Source organism: Fictibacillus aquaticus, assembly GCF_002245695.1.
Lineage (GTDB): Bacteria > Bacillota > Bacilli > Bacillales > Fictibacillaceae > Fictibacillus > Fictibacillus aquaticus.
The window spans coordinates 193,380-209,790 of the sequence record NZ_NOII01000011.1 but is presented as its reverse complement, the minus strand read 5'-3'; the positions used below and the strand labels follow the sequence as shown (position 1 = coordinate 209,790).

Here is a 16,411-nt window from a genome sequence, read left to right as displayed (position 1 = left end):
GAGAAAGAAAGAGGGCCGCCATCATTTTGGCGGCCGTTTTTTTTTATGCTGAATCTTTTAGGTCCTTCTCTCGTATTATCCTTTGTGCTGACATCGTATATTTAAATTAAGACGGAATTTGGAAAAAATGGTTTTTTGCTTCGCTTTTTTCTATATAATTAGGTATCGAGGGGTGAAAACATGAACAAGACGAAAAAGCTTTTAGCTGGTCTTTCTTCCATCTCGCTCGTTGCCGGACTTACGGCATGCTCAGACGAAGAGCTGCCGCCAGAGCCGACGGACAGTGAGTGCAGTGACTGGGATTGGGATGACAGTGAAGGGGTTTATGAGTGTGATGATACAAATTCCCGCTATTTTGGCTACTACTTTTACAACGGGACGTATTACAGAGACACGAACAGCCTTCACAAAAGCTCGAAATACAAGAAATACAAAAGCAGTTCAAGCTTCAAAGGCGGAAAAGGCTTTGGCAGCAGCAGCGGCGGTTTTGGCGGATAATTTTATAAAAAGGGTGTGGATGAATAATGGAACTCGTACTTAATTTCTTATTGTATGCTGCAACAGGCCTCGGCCTTTTGATGGTTGGATTTGTCATGTTCGAGATGACAACAAAAGTAAAAGAATTAAAGCTCATCAGCAAGGGAAACACAGCTGCGGCACTCTCTATCGGCGGACGTCTTTTCGGTCTCGCTTTCGTAATCGGCTCGTCTATCGCAAACTCAGTGAACATCGTTGACATGCTCATCTGGGGCGCGATCGGAATCGTGGCACAGGTTATCGCGTTTTACATAGCAGAGGTACTTATTCTTCGCATCAAGATTTCCAAAGCGGTAGAAGAAAACAACGTCGCAGTCGGCGTAATCCTGCTCCTTCTCAGCCTTTCAGTGGGTTGGGTAATTGCGCAGTGTTTGACGTATTAATGATAGAAATTGACTCATAGACGCTAAGTCTGTGAGTTTTTTTATTTTATAGAATAAAAGGGTTTTATATGTAAAATATGGAAAAAAGATTAAGTGAGGGGGAAAGGCTTTGAAGAAAATTCTAAAGATAGGCATTCTAGCTTTTGTTTTGATGGGTGCAGCCTGTTCCGATGACACTGGCAAAGGAAGCGAGAAGGCTGTTGAAACGAAGGCGATTAAGGATGGTCATGTCGTGGCCGTGCATCTTGGAGACACGTTTGAAGATCTGGTTCATCAAGGAAAAGTGCAGCTTCACAACCTCGATAAACTCATCCAGCTGGAAAAGAAGAGCGACGCAGGTGAAAAGGCTGACCCTGTAACCATCTCAATTTTTAACAGCCAAAAGCAGGAGCTAGCACAGAATACATTGAATTATGATGGGAAAGTTTTCACATTTAAAAATGAGTATGAAGGCTATAAAGGTACTCCTAAAGGTGAGTTTACGTGCGGGTATATGAGTATCCGAGGCGGAAGCGTGTTTTTGGAGAGCTGCAAAGATCAAGACGGAAAAGAAATAAGTACAATGCTGGCCTTTTTAGGTACACCTAAAGCCTTTAGGGATGCTGAAGAAAAGGCGAAATAAGGAGTGCTTTTCTGTGACTAAGGATTTAGTGTTCTTAACTCTGTTCATTATCGTTGTCGTTTACAATATAGTAAAAAACAGAAATCTGTTGAAGGAACTGACAATACTTCAGCTTTTAGGCACGGGTGTTTCTTATCTGGCTGCTATCATGCTGGCGTTTGTTTCAATTTACTACGGAGGAAATTGGATTTCAGGTTTTGTTTCTAATAGATTCCTAGAAGTAACGGTTCAATTTGTAACAATTTGTTTTACACTGATGTTTTGCGGTTATATTTTACCTTTTTTATTAAAAAAGATGACAAACGGAGTCCTTCCAAAAAGTTAGGAGTGTTCTAAGTGGCATACGAACTGAAAACAAAAGAGACGGATCAAAGTGTAATCGAGTTTATTGAACAGGTGGAAAGCGAAAAGAAGAAGGAAGATGCGTACAAGCTGCTGGACATTTTTACTGAGACGACTGGCTATGAGGCGAAAATGTGGGGGCCAAGCATCATCGGATTCGGTTCTTATCACTACAAGTACGATTCCGGCCATGAAGGTGATGCGCCATTAGTGGGCTTCTCCCCGCGAAAAGCGAAGATCAGTATATATTTTGCACCTGGTGACCCTAATCGAGAGGAACTGTTAAACAAGTTCGGCAAACACACGTCAGGGAAGGCTTGTGTGTATGTTAATAAAATGGCGGATATTGATGTGGAAGTGTTAAAGGCACTGATCACGCAATCAATTGCATTTTTGAAAGCGACTTATCCGGGGAATTAACGGCCAGATCAATTTGATCTGGCCATTTTTTTATGTAATGGCTTTGTGCGATCCGTCACAGTTTGGCATTCTTTGAGAAAGGCCGCAGGTGCAGTCGTTTAGACCTTTACCATCGAGAATTTGCGCCGTGTACTTTTCAATCCTTGTTACTCGGGTTTTGGATTGCTTTGGTTCTGAAAAAAAGCGGGCGTAAGCTTTTTGACGACCGGGTGTCAACGCTTCAAAAGCTGTTTTCAACGCAGGTGTATCACCGAACTTATTTTGAAGCTCTTCCGGAATGGTGAGTTCTGCATTATTCTTTTGAACAGCCACCTTTAAACCGGCTTTTTCAACCTCAATGGCTTCATTAATATAAGTTATCAGTATATCTTCCATTTCAACGATTTCTTGAAGATTGGTGAACCGAATCTGGCGTGCAGCCTGTACATTCTCAGTTTGCTGGATGAGAATCCCCTGTTCATCCTTTAACAAGGCGCCCTTGTGAAAAAGAAGAGCACAATATTCTTTAAATCCATGTATTAAGACGACGTTTTTTTTATTATATGTATAGCAAGGATGCATCCACTTAAAATCTTCGGTCAGCTCACAGTCAAGAACGATATTTCTCAGCTTCTCAAACTCTGCCTTCCATTTTTCAGCTTTTGCTAAAAATTCATCAACCTTAGGATTCATCTAAAAGCACCCCTTTGCCTCAAACTGAATGTTATTTCCTTAAAATACTCAAATACGCACTCCATGGACCGACATCTGACCGGTATCTTTCCGCCATTACTCTAGTAATCTGCGATATATGGGTTAAATCGTGAGCGACCCATGTCGAGAGCAGTTCCCGCAGTTTTACTTCGCCAAATTCAGGGTGCAATCCTGTTTGTTCAAGATGGATTTGTGGATTGATGAGGAGTTGAAGCTTATCTAGATTGGATGCTCGCAAGCTTTTAAATTCAGCAAGTCTCTGTGCAAGAGAAGCCTCTGATTCTTGATTCAAGTGAGCAAAGCGGTCAAATGATGGAAATGGCTTAGGACCGCCTTCCTCCAAGATGGATTCGATCCGCGGCAGAAAGTTCGTTTTCTCACATTCTATTAAATGATCGATTACTTCAACAGCGTTCCACGTACCCTCGCCTTCGTTTGATTGCAGCCAGCACTTTGAGAGGCCGGAAAGGAAGTACTCAAGCGTCTGTGGCGTGCGTTCTAGAACCTCAACTGCCTCATTAAGGTTAAAATTCATATGAAGAGCTCCTTTCTGATGTGCGGTTCGCTGGTCAGCGTGCAGAAACCACCGACCCGCAAGCCAGTCATAAACCTTTAAAGCACCATCTTCCCAAGATAAATGACATAAACCCCGCGGTCTTCATCAATCTCAGTAGAATCACGCAAAAATTGCCCGATTTCAGGAATGTCGATCACATCTTTTAACAGGTAGCGGATGACCTCCCAATGTGTAGCCAGCGGCATCGCGCGGATCAGCCGCATATCGCCCGATTCACGGTACTCACGGAACTCAATATGGACTCCTTGCCCTTTATAATTTTTTTCATCGCTGAAACGTCGAGCATCTCCTTTTTCTTCTACGACGAGAACCTCTTCTTTACCTGCCATTTCGTTAGAGAGCAGCTTGTATTCCTTTCCTTTTACAACAAAGTACTCGCAGAGCTGTCTTGCGTACACTTCATCTTCGTTCAAATTTTCTGGAACGGAGTAAGTTAAAAATCCTTCGTAATTGTCACCGCGCTGTATGTAATACGTTAGCTTCAATGTCTTGCCCTCCCTGAGGTATACTAAATCTATCATACCAGTGCGGAGGAAGAATTGTGGATTATAAAACGAAGCGGACTGCATTTTTTCAAAATATGCCAAATTATTGGGCCGATATGTATGGCCAGGAATATTCGCTGTATGGTGTACACCGTGTTACAGACGAATTTGCGGACAGATTGCGTAAGTTTGCAGATCGAGCCGGCAAAATCTTTTTCAAGACGCATGAGCTGCTGTCTTCGGATTTAGTAGAAGATGATACACTGCTGCAGCTCGGGTTTCCGCCAGAAACGCTCAGCTATATCCGGCATAGGAGTATGCTGCCGAAAACCGTAATCGGCAGGCTTGATGCGGTTGAATTAGACGGTACTCCAAAAGTAATGGAGTTTAACAGCGACACACCGACATTTATTTATGAATGTTTTTCTGTGACAGGAAAAATGTGCGCTGAGTTTGGATTGCAGAATCCAAACGATGGAGAAGAAGCTCAGCTGAAAAAAGCGGTGCGCTCCGCTGTGCTGAATGCATACCGCAGCCTGGGCACATCACATGCGCCTTACATTGTATTCACATCGCATGAGGATAATGAGGAAGACCGCAATACAGTCTTATATTTAAAAGAACTTGCGGGTGTACCGTCAAAGTATGTTCCGCTAAAAGAGTTGCAGATAATTTCAGGTGAAGGCCTGTTTGATGGGGAAGGACGCAAGATTGACGTGCTGTACAGGCAGACGTTCCCGGTGGAGTCGCTGATTAAGGATGTGGATCCCGAAAGCGGAGAGGACGTTGGACTGCAGCTAATGGAGCTTGTTATAGAAAAGAAGCTTGCGGTTGTGAACCCGCCGTCTGCGTTTCTTTTGCAAAGCAAAGCGGTCATGGCTGTCATTTGGGGACTGCATGAGGAAAAGTCGCCTTTTTTTACAGATGAAGAGCATGATTGGATAAAGCAGTGTTTCTTGCCGACGTACTTAGAGCCAGATGTGTTTATTGCAAAAGGAGAGAGTTATGTTAAGAAGCCAGTTTTCGGTCGCGAAGGAGATACGGTGGAGATCTTCGACGGAACAGGTACGCTGGTGGATGAGGATAAAAATAAAAGCTATAAAGAATATCTTTATGTGTATCAAAAATATGCCCAGCTGCCAAAAACACATTTTATGACCGAAAACGGAGAAAAAGAAGGTCATATCATGACAGGGATATTTGTTATTAACGGCAGTGCGAGCGCCTTCGGATTCAGAGTTGGCAGCCGCATTACCGATAATCTTTCTTATTTTTTGCCGGCAGGAAAATAATTTTTTTGCTTGCGGGGTACGGTACTATTCCTCTCAGACCGCATCGCTGCGCGGTTTATAGGGAATGGTACCGTACCCCTTATTATTTAAAATGTTGAAATAACAAGAAATAGAAAGAAATTGTGGGAAAAAGATAGATTGATAGAGATAATCCTTTAAAAATCACCTGAAATGACTATAAATTAATAATTCTGAATATTTTAATAATATTTACTTTGAGTTAATATATCCTTAACGAAACAAAGAAACACCCATTCTTAAAAAGGAAGGCGTGATTCCAGTGAAATAGGCAAGCGAAGCATATTATAATCACATCCAGCTAGTAAACGGTCTGTGAAAACCGGTTACGAGATGTGTGGATATGCGGGGACCACGCGTGTAAGATCATTTAACTTATCAATATAAGGGAGATGATTCCAATGACGCTGGTGAGCGAAGCATACTATTGATCGTGTTGCAGATGGAAATAGCCGGTGAAAACTATTTTCGCAGCATGTGTGTATGCGGGGACTGAAAAAAAGGACAATAAACTGTAAAAATGCAAGCAAATGATTAAATGCTTGTCAGTTAATTAAATGCAAGTGCATGTGTAACAGTAAGAAAGGAAAGAACGTATAAGTGAATATGGAAGAATCAAAATAGGGCGTCGGCTATGTACAATACACATAGAATCGACGCCCTTATTTTGTTCGTTTACATAATGGGGGTACGGTACCCTTTGCTTACTAATATTGTAGTGCTTTCTAGAAGATTTCTTCTTTTGAAAGGTTTTTTGTAAGAAAGTACAACAGCTTTGTCTCTAAAAACTCCAAGACCTAGTCCATGAAGAATAGTTAATTTTTTGGCTGATTCTTTCGCTTGATCTTCTTGAATTCATCATTGAAAAGTTGATTGGAGTGGAAGGTGCCGACTCCAGCGGGACAAGCGGTCAGGTGAGACACTCAATGGCGCGTAGCGGCGAGTGGCTCACCGCCTGCCCCGCGGAAAGCGTGCACCTGAAACGGAAATCAACCCTTCTCCGATTTCTTTAACTACAAAATAGTTCACTAAAACAGCCTTATGTTATAATTATTCGAAATATTTATATAAGTTAGAAAGTGGTGTTGTAGTTGCTAAGCCCTCTGGAACTGCTGGAGCTTGAAATTGAAGGAATTATCAACGCATCGAGTGAGAATATCATCATCGCGGATGGCGATGGAATCATTCTTCGTGCAGTAAAGAACAGTCAGGAGATGTATGGCATATCGTCTGAAAAGCTAGTCGGCCGGTCTGTTCAAGATTTGGAGATGGAAAAGATTTTCAATCCTTCTGTCACGCTGAGGGTGATCCAGACCAAGGCTCCTGTCCGTTTCATGCAGGAGACGGGTACCGGGAAAGTCATCATGACGCAGGGATTTCCGCTTTTTGATAATGAGAACAACATAATCCGTGTGATCAGCTTTTCTCATGATATGACAGAGATAGAAGAGCTGAAGGCGCAGTACGAAAAGCTGCAGGAGAAGATGAGGCGGTATGAGTCCGAGATGCAGCAGCTTCGTGATCAAAATATAACGGCAGACGGTATCGTAATAAAAAGCAAGAAGATGCAGAACGTCTGGGAGCTGGTGAACCGTGTTGCTAACAGTGATGCGTCGGTTGTGCTGGAGGGAGAGTCTGGAACAGGAAAAACGGTGTTTGCCAGAGCACTGCACTATGGCAGCAGCCGCAAAAATGCACCGCTTATTGAAGTGAACTGCGGAGCAATTCCGCACGCACTTTTCGAATCTGAAATGTTTGGATACGAGCCTGGTGCATTTACAGGAGCGAGCAGCAAGGGGAAGACGGGGCTGGTCGAGCTGGCAGACAAGGGAACCCTTTTTCTTGATGAGGTCGGCGAACTGCCGTTGTCCATACAAGTCAAGCTATTAAAAGTGCTGCAGGAAAAGAAAGTGACACGTATGGGCGGAAGCAAAAGCCGTTCGGTTGACTTTAGACTTGTGGCGGCTACCAACCGAAACCTAGAGTCCATGGTGAAGCAAGGGGCATTCCGTGATGATTTGTATTACCGCTTGAATGTTGTGCCGATCGCGATTCCGCCGCTGCGGGAACGGAAGGAAGACATCCTTCAGCTGATGAACTTTTTCTTGGAGAAGTTTAATGAAAAGTATGGGAGCGGTAAGACCTTTCACGCATCTGCTGTAGAGACTTTCTTAAATTACAGCTGGCCAGGAAACGTACGGGAACTCGAGAATCTTGTAGAACGGCTTGTCGTAACGCTCGAAAACAGCTTGATTACAAGCGGCCACCTTCCTCTATCACAGAATGAAAAATTCAGCAGCCAGCTGCCGGAAGAACTTCCGCAAAGTGGAGCAACCTTACAAGAATCATTAGAAATCGTTGAAAAAAGCTGGCTGATCCGTGCTTTTCGTGAATGTCGATCAACCTATGAAATGGCTGAATACCTAGGGATGAGCCAGCCGACAGTTGTACGGAGGCTAAAAAAATACGGAATTAATTCAAAAATGATTTAATCATTCATTATTGATTCGGAATCAAGAATAATGATTCATTATTGAATTGCTATATGCACAGTAAACTGAATTTTCAGTTGGCACGAAAATTGCATATTTATTTGGCGGAGCTTCATAAATGACGAACAAAGGGTGGTTACGGTGGAAAATAAATACGAGCAGCTGACAGGTTTGGATCAGAAACACTTTTTGCATCCGACAACTTCAATTAAACAGCAGCAGGCAACTGGGCCGGATTTTATTTTTACAGAAGGAAAAGGTGTGCGGCTATATGACATGAAAGGGAGATCCGCGATTGACGGTCTTTCTTCTCTATGGAACGTGAACATCGGACACGGACGTGAAGAGATCGCGCAGACGGCTTATGAACAAATGAAGACGCTAGGTTACAGCTCATGCTTCGCGACATACAGCAACGAACCGGCGATTAGGCTCGCAGCAAAATTAGCTGAGATCGCACCTGGAGATCTTTCTGCGACATTCTTCACTTCTGGCGGATCAGAATCTAACGACACGGCTTATAAGCTGGCGCGTCATTATTGGATTTTAAAAGGACAGCCAGAACGCAAAAAGATTATTTCGCGGTCTAAGTCTTATCACGGTGTTGCGATGGGAGCAACAAGCGCGACAGGACTAAAACCGTTCCGCGATTTTACGAATTCAAATGCGCCTGACTTCTGCTATGTGGATCACTTCTCGCGAGAAGCGCTGCGCCAAACAATTGAAAAAGAAGGACCTGAAACGGTAGCCGCGTTTATCGCCGAACCGGTTCAAGGGGCAGGCGGTCTGCATATCGCACCGGAAGGCTTTTTTGCAGAAATCAGAAGCATTTGCGATGAATACGGAATCTTGTTCATTACTGACGAAGTAATCACTGGATTCGGCAGAACGGGTACTTATTTTGGCATGGATCACTATGGCGTGGCGCCTGACATGATGTGCTTCGCTAAAGGGGTGACAAGCGGGTATGCACAGCTAGGCGGCGTGATGATCTCAGAAAAGATGCACAAGGACTTTATCCAGCTTTCAGAAGGAACGCTGCTGCACGGCTACACGTACAGCGGACATCCGATGGCTTGTGCAGTCGCTTTGAAAAACCTTGAAATTCTTGAGCGTGAAAATCTTATTCAAAACGCAAGGGTGATGGGTGAGGAGCTGCTGAAAGGTTTCCAAAGAATTCAATCAGAGCGCGGTATTGTCGGAAATGTACGTGCGCTGGGGCTTATGGGTGCGGTTGAAATCGTGAAAAACAAAGAAACGAACGAGCGCTTTGCAGAGCCGCTAGCGCCAAAGATTGTAGGCGAAGCAGCAAGACGCGGGCTCATCTGCCGTTCGGTTGTGTTTGACGGACAGGACACACTTGTTTTTGCGCCGCCGCTTATTATCAACCAGGAAGAAATCAATGAGCTGATCAGCATTTTAAACGATGCGATCGAAGCAGTAGAGACCGGGATTCCGGTAGCTGCCGCTCAGTAAATAAAGGAGAGAGAAGCCATGATTGAGGTATTAAACCCGGCAACAAAAGAAGTAGTCGCCACTGTTCCCAACGGTGGAAGCAAGGAAGCGGCTGCTGCGGTAGACCGCGCTTATGCCGCATTTAAGACGTGGTCGAAAAAGACAGCGCAGGAACGCAGTGCACTGCTCATGAAATGGCATCAGCTTATCGAACAGAAGACAGAAGAATTAGCGCGGCTGATGACAGAAGAGCAAGGAAAGCCGCTGAAGGAAGCAGCTGGGGAGATCGCATACGCGAACAGCTTTATTTCCTGGTATGCAGAGGAAGGGAAGCGGATTTACGGCCAGACGATTCCGGCTTCGCACCCGAACAAAAGGCTTCTCGTTCATAAGCAGCCTGTTGGAGTGATCGCTGCGATCACTCCGTGGAACTTTCCAGCGGCGATGATAACAAGAAAAGTGGCGCCTGCTCTTGCTGCGGGCTGTACCGCAGTGGTGAAGCCGGCGGAACAGACGCCGCTTACGGCCATCCGGCTTGCTGAGCTGGCACGTGATGCTGGGATTCCGGAGGGCGTGCTTCAAGTGGTGACAGGAGAAGCCGCAGAGATCGCAGATGTTTGGATGCAGGACACGCGCGTACGCAAGGTTTCTTTTACCGGATCGACGGAGGTCGGGAAGCTGCTTATGAGGAAAGCGGCAGATACGGTGAAAAAAATCTCACTTGAGCTTGGCGGTCATGCGCCGTTCATCGTTATGGCAGATGCAGATGTGAAAAAAGCGGCAGAGGGGCTGCTTGCTTCAAAATACCGCAATGCAGGACAGACGTGTGTGTGCACGAACCGTGTGTATGTTCATGAAAGCATCGCAGAACCGTTCACACAGGCGTTTGTTGAAGCTGTCTCCCGGCTAAAGGTTGGTAACGGCCTGGAAGAAGGCATGGATATTGGCCCGCTCATTGATGATGCTGCGGTTGAAAAAGTACAAAGACATATTGATGACGCCGTTTCAAAAGGCGGAAAGCTCGTGTGCGGCGGAGATGCAGCGGCAGGGAGCACAGGATATTTCGTGCAGCCTGCAGTCATCTCAGGAGCGAGTGACGATATGCTCTGCATGAACGAGGAAACGTTCGGACCGCTTGCACCGATTGCCACGTTCAAGACAGTGGATGAAGTGATTGAACGCGCAAACAATACACCGTATGGATTGGCAGCTTATGTGTATACGGAAAATTTGAGCCAGGCGTTCACGGTTACTGAGCAGCTGGAATACGGCATTGTGGGCTTGAACGATGCACTTCCTTCCGTTGCACAGGCACCGTTTGGCGGCATGAAACAGAGCGGTCTCGGCCGTGAAGGCAGCCACTTCGGCATCGAGGAGTATCTCGAGATTCAATACATCTCGATCGGACTATAAAAGAGGGGGTACGGTACCCTTTCCCGTCTGCAAGCGCTGCTGCGCTGTTTTCGGGAAAGCGTACCGTACCCCCAAACCACAAACTCAACAGGGAGGCGAACACGAATGGCAGTAAAGAACAATGAAGGTCTGCAGAAACAGCTTAAAACAAGGCATATTACGATGATTTCTCTTGGAGGCATAATTGGGGCAGGACTGTTTGTTGGAGCAGGTTCCGTCATCAATACAACCGGACCGAGTGCAGTGTTATCGTATGCATTTGCAGGAATACTCGTCGTATTTCTTATGCGGATGCTCGGTGAAATGGCTGCACACAATCCAGACAGCGGATCGTTTGCGACATACGCTCGTGAAGGAATCGGACAGTGGGCAGGCTATACGATCGGCTGGCTGTACTGGTTTTTCTGGGTTATCGTCATCGCGATTGAAGCCGTTGCAGGTGGAGCTATTGCACATGAATGGATGCCGTCGGTTCCAATCTGGGCTTGGAGTCTTATTCTTACATTTTTGTTAACGCTTACAAATATCTTTTCTGTTAAATCCTTTGGCGAGTTTGAATATTGGTTTGCACTTATTAAAATAGTAGCGATCTCTATCTTTATGGGATTGGGACTCTCAATTATTTTTGATATTTTTCCAGGAGTAGAGTCGCCAGGTACATCAAACCTGTTTGGCAAGGGCGGGTTTTCTCCGAATGGTATGGGCTCGATTTTCCTAGGGGTAGCTACTGTTATCTTTGCTTACTTTGGTGCAGAGATCGCGGCTATAGCTGCAGGCGAGTCGGAGGATCCGAAGAAAACGATCAAGATTGCCATTCGCAGCGTCGTGTGGCGTATCTTAATTTTCTATATCGGGTCAGTTGCGATCCTAGTAACCTTGCTTCCGTGGAACTCAACTACTGCTCTTAAGAGTCCGTATGTAACAATGCTTGATATGGTAGGTATTCCGAGTGCAGCGTTTATTATGAATCTAGTTGTTTTGACGTCCGTTCTTTCTTGCTTAAACTCGGCTCTATATACGAACTCACGAATGATCTTTTCACTCGCACAGCGTGGAGATGCACCGAGCGCTTTCTTAAAATTGAACAAGCAGGGTGTTCCAACTCGTGCAGTTTGGATCGGAACAGTCGTAGCTTACATCTGTGCCATTTTTAACTTTGTTTCGCCGGACAAGATGTTCCTGTTTCTTGTCAACGCGTCAGGTGCTATCGCGCTCATCGTATACTTGGCGATTGCTGTTTCTCACATCGTGATCCGTAAAAAGAGAGAGGCGAACGGTGAGGAGCTGGAGATGAAAATGTGGCTGTTCCCTGGTTTGTCGTACGTGACAATTGTGAGCATCGTGGCTATTCTCGTATCTATGGCATTCATTGATGCTATGCGATCGCAGCTGTTCCTGACTCTATTAATTGCTGCAGGTGTGATTACCTCGTACTTCCTGTTGAAGAAGAAAAAAAGCACGGCCTCAGCGGTTAAGAAAATAAGCTAAACATCGGGGGTCCGGTACTCTTTCCTATAATCAGCACAGCAATGCATGCTGATGGGAAAGAGTACCGGACCCCCATTATTAATGTCTTGGAGCAAACAGCATCACGCAGACGCCGATCAGGCAGATGCCGGCACCGATCCAGTCATACGTATCCGGCATTTTCCGGTCAACGCCCCAGCTCCATAAAAGAGAAAGAACGATAAAGACTCCGCCGTAAGCTGCATACACACGGCCGAAAGAAGGGAATGACTGCATGGTGGCGATGATTCCATAGCTTGCAAGAATCAGCCCGCCTAACAGGCCGTAAAATGAAGGTTTTCCTTCCCTAAGCCAAAGCCAGATCAAGTAGCCGCCTCCGATTTCAGCGAGTCCAGCGAGCACGAATAACAAAATGGTCATCATAGGAATAACCCCATAACGAGTGTGTTGTAATAAACACCATGAATATATGTATCTCGCTTTAATACACCTTCTATTTCAAAGCCTAGCTGTTTGTAAAGGGCGATGGCAAGCTCGTTATCCTCTCGCGTAACTAGTGTGATCTTTTTCGTGATTCCATTCCCAGAAGCCCATTTGATCAAGTCATTCATGAGCTTTTTGCCGATGCCTTTTCCATGATGTTCTTTTGATACTACAATACCAAGCGTTCCAACATGCTTTGTCCTCACTTTTTGGCTCGAATTGATCGTGGCAATGCTGATAATGTCATCGCCATCCAGAGCCAGGAGAATCAAAGAGTTCTCTTCATTGCGCGTGTTCTCCAAGTAATCGCCATATTCTATGTGATCCCGTTGAAACTCGTCCGAGCCAAAAGAAAGAAAATCACTTTCTCCGCCAACTTTATTGTAAAATTCGATGATTTGCTGAGCATCGTCTCTTTTTGCTTCCCGAACTATGTATTCCATGTATAGCCTCCGTCTGCGGTGAGCATCATTTTAGCAAATGACGGGCACCTGCCGTATTTTATAAATAGAAGAAGTCAGTTCTCGCTTCAAAAGCAAGTTTGCAGCCAATCTATAAGACTGACTGAGATGACTTATAGGGTATGATGGTTTAATAATAGGATAATCGGTTTAAGGGGATGATGCACTTGTCTTTTTTTACATGTGATAAACAAAAAGCATATATTAAAAAGCTGGACGTAGCAGTGAAGCATTTTGCCGACAGGGCAGCCGAGCTGGATGAATCGAACGGATTTCCTTTCGAGAATATAAAAGAATTGAAAGATTTCGGCTACACGAAGCTGACGCTGCCTAAAGAGTATGGAGGTCTTGGCGGCACTTTGATGGACTATTTGCTCGGGCAGGAAACCATTGCGCGTTATTGCGGAGCGACTTCACTGTCCATTGGCTGGCATGTAGGAGTGGTACTCGAAATTGTCGAAAGAAAAAATTGGAGCGAGGAAAAGCTTAAATCGTTTTTTGAAAAAGTAGCCGCAGGAGCGCTCGTCAATCGTGCCGGAACGGAGCCGCAGACAGGCAGTCCTACTAGAGGAGGAAGGCCGCAGACGACGGCAGTCCGAAAAGACAGCGGATGGGTGCTGAACGGCCGCAAAACGTTTACGACTCTTGCGCCTGTACTGGATATCTTTCTCGTAAGTGCCTGGATTGAGGAGGAAGAAAAAGTAGCATGGTTTTATGTAGAAAGAGAGTTGCCGGGAGTTTCAATCGATGAAACATGGAACATGATTGCGATGCAGGGAACGGGCAGCCATGACCTCGTACTGGATCAAGTCGAGGTAAAAGAAGAAGATCTTGTAGAGTATTCAGAAGGCCGCACGAAAAGCTCAGGCTGGCTGCTGCATATACCTGCTACTTATATTGGGATTGCTGCGGCAGCGAGGAACGAAGCAGTAGAGTTTGCGAAGACGTATTCGCCTAACAGTCTTCCAGGACCGATCGGTGACTTGCCAAACGTTCAGCGCTTGATCGGAGAGATGGATATAGAGCTTGCACAGGCGCGCCACTTTTTGTATTCAGTCGCGGAAAAATGGCAGATCTCAGAGAATCCAGAATTACTGAAGGATATGGGAGCTGTAAAGTACTGTGTAACAAATGCGGCTTTGTCGATTGTCGATAAAGCTATGAGGGTTGCCGGTGCGAGGAGTTTGCAAAAAGCAAACCCGCTGCAGCGCTTTTACCGCGATGTGCGGGCTGGGCTGCATAATCCGCCTATGGACGACTCGGTTGTGACCCTATTTGCCAAGTCGGCGCTTGAAAATAAGATGGTTAAATAAAAAGAGGGGGGTACGGTACCTTTTCCATACAGCATGCATCACACCGCTGTTTATGGAAAAAGGTACCGTACCCCCAACCTCGTCTTTTATTCTATAATGCCGACGCCGTTCAAGCCGGCTTCGGTCGATTTATATTCTGCACTTTCTGCGCCGTAAAGGTCAGCTGCGGATTGCAGCAAGGCTTTACGTGCGTCGCTGAATGTAGAAGTCGGCGTTAAGTAAACTGTCAGTGCACGGTAATAGATTTTACCGAGCTTTTCTCTGCCGATTTCAATGCCAGTCAAGTAAGCAGCATGGTTGATAATAGAAGAGTTAATGTGCACTCCTCCGTTATCGAGGTTTAATGGCAGATGATAGAACTCATCCATATGCTGAGGGTATTTTCCGTTACCGTCCCCATACGGCGTATAAGCAGCATTGACTGGGAATCGCCGCGGATTGCTCAGAGAGCGAAGTGCATCTCGGCCTGTCGCTACAGCATCAGCTCCCATGATATCTTCTCCAACCTCCCAGTCATTATCGTCAATCAATGCGCCAAAGATATCGGAGAACGCTTCATTAAGTGCCCCTGACTCAAATCGGTATTGCAGGTTGGAGGTGTTGGTCGTAACACCGTGAGTCATTTCATGCGCAGCGACGTCCAGTCCTGCAGAAAGCGAGATCATAAACTTGCCGTCACCATCTCCGTAAGTCATCTGCTGTCCGTTCCAGAAGGCATTGTTATAGTTTTCGCCATAATGAACAGTAGAAATGATGGCCATTCCTTTTCCGTCAATAGAATTACGGCCATGCTCATTCATGTAATAATCGTATACTTTTTTAGAGTTATAGTGGGCATCCACACCGGCTCTTTCATAATCGCTTTTAAACGAAGCGTCATTGGATTTAAACAACTCGCCGGGAAGTCTTACTGTACTCGATCGCCACTGGTTCTTAAAGTCATAGGTCAGCAGCCCTTCTGTATTTTCATGAGATTTGTCGTACAAGTAAAACTCTGTCCCGCCTTTTGTATCCTTATCGTTTTTATGAGCGATATTCAGAACACGATGATCACCCTTAACGCCGATGCCGGAGCCCTTGGATGCTTTGTACTCATCAGCGTGCATCAGACCGTTATACTGATCTACGATTTCTCCTGTTTTGGCGTTTATAAAGACGAACCAGTTGCCTGGCAGCTCGCCTAAGAAATTAAGGTTTACCTTGTAAGCCAGCTGATCTTGATAGATAACGAGATCTGTTTTTGGCTCATACTCAAATATTTCTGGTGCGGATACTGATCTTTTGGCGGCATCAAGAGCCTTACCAGCTGAAACAACAGGTGCTGTGTCGATTTCTTTTGCAGCCAGCTCGTTATTGTAGTAGCCGTTGATGGTCTGTACAGCGCCTTCTTTGTCATAATGAACGATCAGCTCGGAGTTTTCGACTGGAATGCCGTTTTTGGTCTGCTGCAGTTTAACATGAGTCATGCCGAGCTCATCGGTTTCTTTTTTCTTTACTTTCAGGTTCTTTTCGGGATTGATGAGTGAAAGCTTGTCCTTTTGCTGTTCAACAAAAAGCACAGCATCGGTACTGTCGTTTTTTTTGCCTGTCACCGTTTTTGCAAAGACAGAACGGTGATCGATTTTTGATGCAGAAGCATTTTTTTGAAGCTGTACAGTGCCTTGGTCTTGAGGCTGTAAGCCATAAGCTGGTGTTCCAGCAAACGGGGAGGCGAGTAAAGAAGCGGTCAGCACCATCGGGATAACAAATTTCTTCTTTTCCACAATATCACTCCATTCTTTTAATAAACTCGCTAAACTATGTATCTGCCTAACTTACAAAGATTGTAAAGGATAGCAAAGGTAAAGTTAATTGAAAATACAGTTAATTACAAAAGATGCGTAATAAATACTATATTATGGAAAACACCATCCTTTAAAGGACCTATATAAGGGGAAGAGAAAGTGACTTTTGGCACT

Annotated in this window: 17 protein-coding genes; 11 read left to right on the top strand and 6 right to left on the bottom strand. The window is 45.2% G+C overall.

Annotated features, from left to right (window positions below; genetic code table 11):
• Nucleotides 1-180: 180 nt before the first annotated feature.
• The 5 genes from CGZ90_RS16645 to CGZ90_RS16625 all read left to right on the top strand — a co-directional run bounded on the left by CGZ90_RS16645 (nt 181) and on the right by CGZ90_RS16625 (nt 2,304).
• Complete coding sequence (locus CGZ90_RS16645; RefSeq protein WP_094253651.1) at nt 181-498, top strand: hypothetical protein; 318 nt, start codon at nt 181-183, stop codon at nt 496-498.
• Between the two features lie 26 nt (nt 499-524).
• The gene (locus CGZ90_RS16640; protein WP_094253650.1) at nt 525-920 is read left to right on the top strand and encodes a DUF350 domain-containing protein; all 396 of its coding nucleotides are present in this window, start codon (nt 525-527) and stop codon (nt 918-920) included.
• Between the two features lie 109 nt (nt 921-1,029).
• Complete coding sequence (locus CGZ90_RS16635; RefSeq protein WP_094253649.1) at nt 1,030-1,542, top strand: hypothetical protein; 513 nt, start codon at nt 1,030-1,032, stop codon at nt 1,540-1,542.
• Nucleotides 1,543-1,555: 13 nt separating this feature from the next.
• Nucleotides 1,556-1,867: a hypothetical protein gene (locus tag CGZ90_RS16630; RefSeq protein WP_094253648.1), complete on the top strand. Its 312-nt coding sequence runs from the start codon at nt 1,556-1,558 to the stop codon at nt 1,865-1,867.
• Between the two features lie 11 nt (nt 1,868-1,878).
• Nucleotides 1,879-2,304 (top strand): DUF1801 domain-containing protein, encoded by a 426-nt coding sequence (locus CGZ90_RS16625; RefSeq protein WP_094253647.1) that lies wholly within the window; start codon nt 1,879-1,881, stop codon nt 2,302-2,304.
• A gap of 30 nt (nt 2,305-2,334) precedes the next feature.
• On the opposite strand, the gene CGZ90_RS16620 is transcribed toward CGZ90_RS16625, so the two are convergent.
• From CGZ90_RS16620 to CGZ90_RS16610, 3 genes are all read right to left on the bottom strand, one after another.
• Nucleotides 2,335-2,976 (bottom strand): DUF1801 domain-containing protein, encoded by a 642-nt coding sequence (locus CGZ90_RS16620; RefSeq protein WP_094253646.1) that lies wholly within the window; start codon nt 2,974-2,976, stop codon nt 2,335-2,337.
• Nucleotides 2,977-3,007: 31 nt separating this feature from the next.
• Entirely contained in the window at nt 3,008-3,532 is a 525-nt protein-coding gene (locus tag CGZ90_RS16615) for a DinB family protein (RefSeq protein ID WP_094253645.1), read from the bottom strand.
• Between the two features lie 77 nt (nt 3,533-3,609).
• Nucleotides 3,610-4,059, bottom strand: coding sequence for an RNA helicase (locus tag CGZ90_RS16610; RefSeq protein WP_240515462.1), 450 nt, complete (start codon nt 4,057-4,059; stop codon nt 3,610-3,612).
• Nucleotides 4,060-4,115: 56 nt separating this feature from the next.
• Between CGZ90_RS16610 and CGZ90_RS16605 the strand changes: the two genes are divergently transcribed.
• From CGZ90_RS16605 to CGZ90_RS16585, 5 genes are all read left to right on the top strand, one after another.
• Nucleotides 4,116-5,351: a glutathionylspermidine synthase family protein gene (locus tag CGZ90_RS16605; RefSeq protein ID WP_240515461.1), complete on the top strand. Its 1,236-nt coding sequence runs from the start codon at nt 4,116-4,118 to the stop codon at nt 5,349-5,351.
• Between the two features lie 1,109 nt (nt 5,352-6,460).
• Nucleotides 6,461-7,861, top strand: a complete 1,401-nt coding sequence (locus CGZ90_RS16600; protein WP_094253643.1) for a sigma-54 interaction domain-containing protein — start codon at nt 6,461-6,463, stop codon at nt 7,859-7,861.
• 132 nt (nt 7,862-7,993) lie between these two features.
• Nucleotides 7,994-9,337 carry an aminotransferase family protein gene (locus CGZ90_RS16595; protein WP_094253642.1) on the top strand — a complete coding sequence of 448 codons (1,344 nt, stop codon included), beginning with the start codon at nt 7,994-7,996 and terminating at the stop codon, nt 9,335-9,337.
• 18 nt (nt 9,338-9,355) lie between these two features.
• The gene (locus CGZ90_RS16590) at nt 9,356-10,729 is read left to right on the top strand and encodes an NAD-dependent succinate-semialdehyde dehydrogenase (RefSeq protein WP_094253641.1); all 1,374 of its coding nucleotides are present in this window, start codon (nt 9,356-9,358) and stop codon (nt 10,727-10,729) included.
• Between the two features lie 105 nt (nt 10,730-10,834).
• Complete coding sequence (locus tag CGZ90_RS16585; RefSeq protein WP_094253640.1) at nt 10,835-12,217, top strand: amino acid permease; 1,383 nt, start codon at nt 10,835-10,837, stop codon at nt 12,215-12,217.
• 78 nt (nt 12,218-12,295) lie between these two features.
• Here CGZ90_RS16585 and CGZ90_RS16580 read toward each other — a convergent pair whose 3' ends face one another.
• Nucleotides 12,296-12,625: a YnfA family protein gene (locus tag CGZ90_RS16580; RefSeq protein ID WP_205727417.1), complete on the bottom strand. Its 330-nt coding sequence runs from the start codon at nt 12,623-12,625 to the stop codon at nt 12,296-12,298.
• On the bottom strand, nt 12,616-13,122 hold the full coding sequence (locus tag CGZ90_RS16575; RefSeq protein ID WP_094253638.1) for a GNAT family N-acetyltransferase: 507 nt from the start codon (nt 13,120-13,122) through the stop codon (nt 12,616-12,618). Before CGZ90_RS16575 ends, CGZ90_RS16580 begins: the two co-directional genes overlap by 10 nt.
• A 179-nt stretch (nt 13,123-13,301) precedes the next feature.
• On the opposite strand from CGZ90_RS16575, the gene CGZ90_RS16570 reads away from it, so the two are divergent.
• Nucleotides 13,302-14,453 carry an acyl-CoA dehydrogenase family protein gene (locus CGZ90_RS16570; RefSeq protein WP_094253637.1) on the top strand — a complete coding sequence of 384 codons (1,152 nt, stop codon included), beginning with the start codon at nt 13,302-13,304 and terminating at the stop codon, nt 14,451-14,453.
• Between the two features lie 86 nt (nt 14,454-14,539).
• Here the strand turns inward: CGZ90_RS16570 and CGZ90_RS16565 are convergent, their stop codons facing one another.
• On the bottom strand, nt 14,540-16,216 hold the full coding sequence (locus CGZ90_RS16565) for a M4 family metallopeptidase (protein ID WP_338032254.1): 1,677 nt from the start codon (nt 16,214-16,216) through the stop codon (nt 14,540-14,542).
• Nucleotides 16,217-16,411 lie beyond the last annotated feature (195 nt).

Coding starts and splice junctions, on each gene's coding strand:
- CGZ90_RS16645 (WP_094253651.1), top strand. CDS start 181: ATGAACAAGACGAAAAAGCTTTTAGCTGGTCTTTCTTCCATCTCGCTC.
- CGZ90_RS16640 (WP_094253650.1), top strand. CDS start 525: ATGGAACTCGTACTTAATTTCTTATTGTATGCTGCAACAGGCCTCGGC.
- CGZ90_RS16620 (WP_094253646.1), bottom strand. CDS start 2,976: ATGAATCCTAAGGTTGATGAATTTTTAGCAAAAGCTGAAAAATGGAAG.
- CGZ90_RS16615 (WP_094253645.1), bottom strand. CDS start 3,532: ATGAATTTTAACCTTAATGAGGCAGTTGAGGTTCTAGAACGCACGCCA.
- CGZ90_RS16590 (WP_094253641.1), top strand. CDS start 9,356: ATGATTGAGGTATTAAACCCGGCAACAAAAGAAGTAGTCGCCACTGTT.
- CGZ90_RS16585 (WP_094253640.1), top strand. CDS start 10,835: ATGGCAGTAAAGAACAATGAAGGTCTGCAGAAACAGCTTAAAACAAGG.
- CGZ90_RS16575 (WP_094253638.1), bottom strand. CDS start 13,122: ATGGAATACATAGTTCGGGAAGCAAAAAGAGACGATGCTCAGCAAATC.
- CGZ90_RS16570 (WP_094253637.1), top strand. CDS start 13,302: ATGCACTTGTCTTTTTTTACATGTGATAAACAAAAAGCATATATTAAA.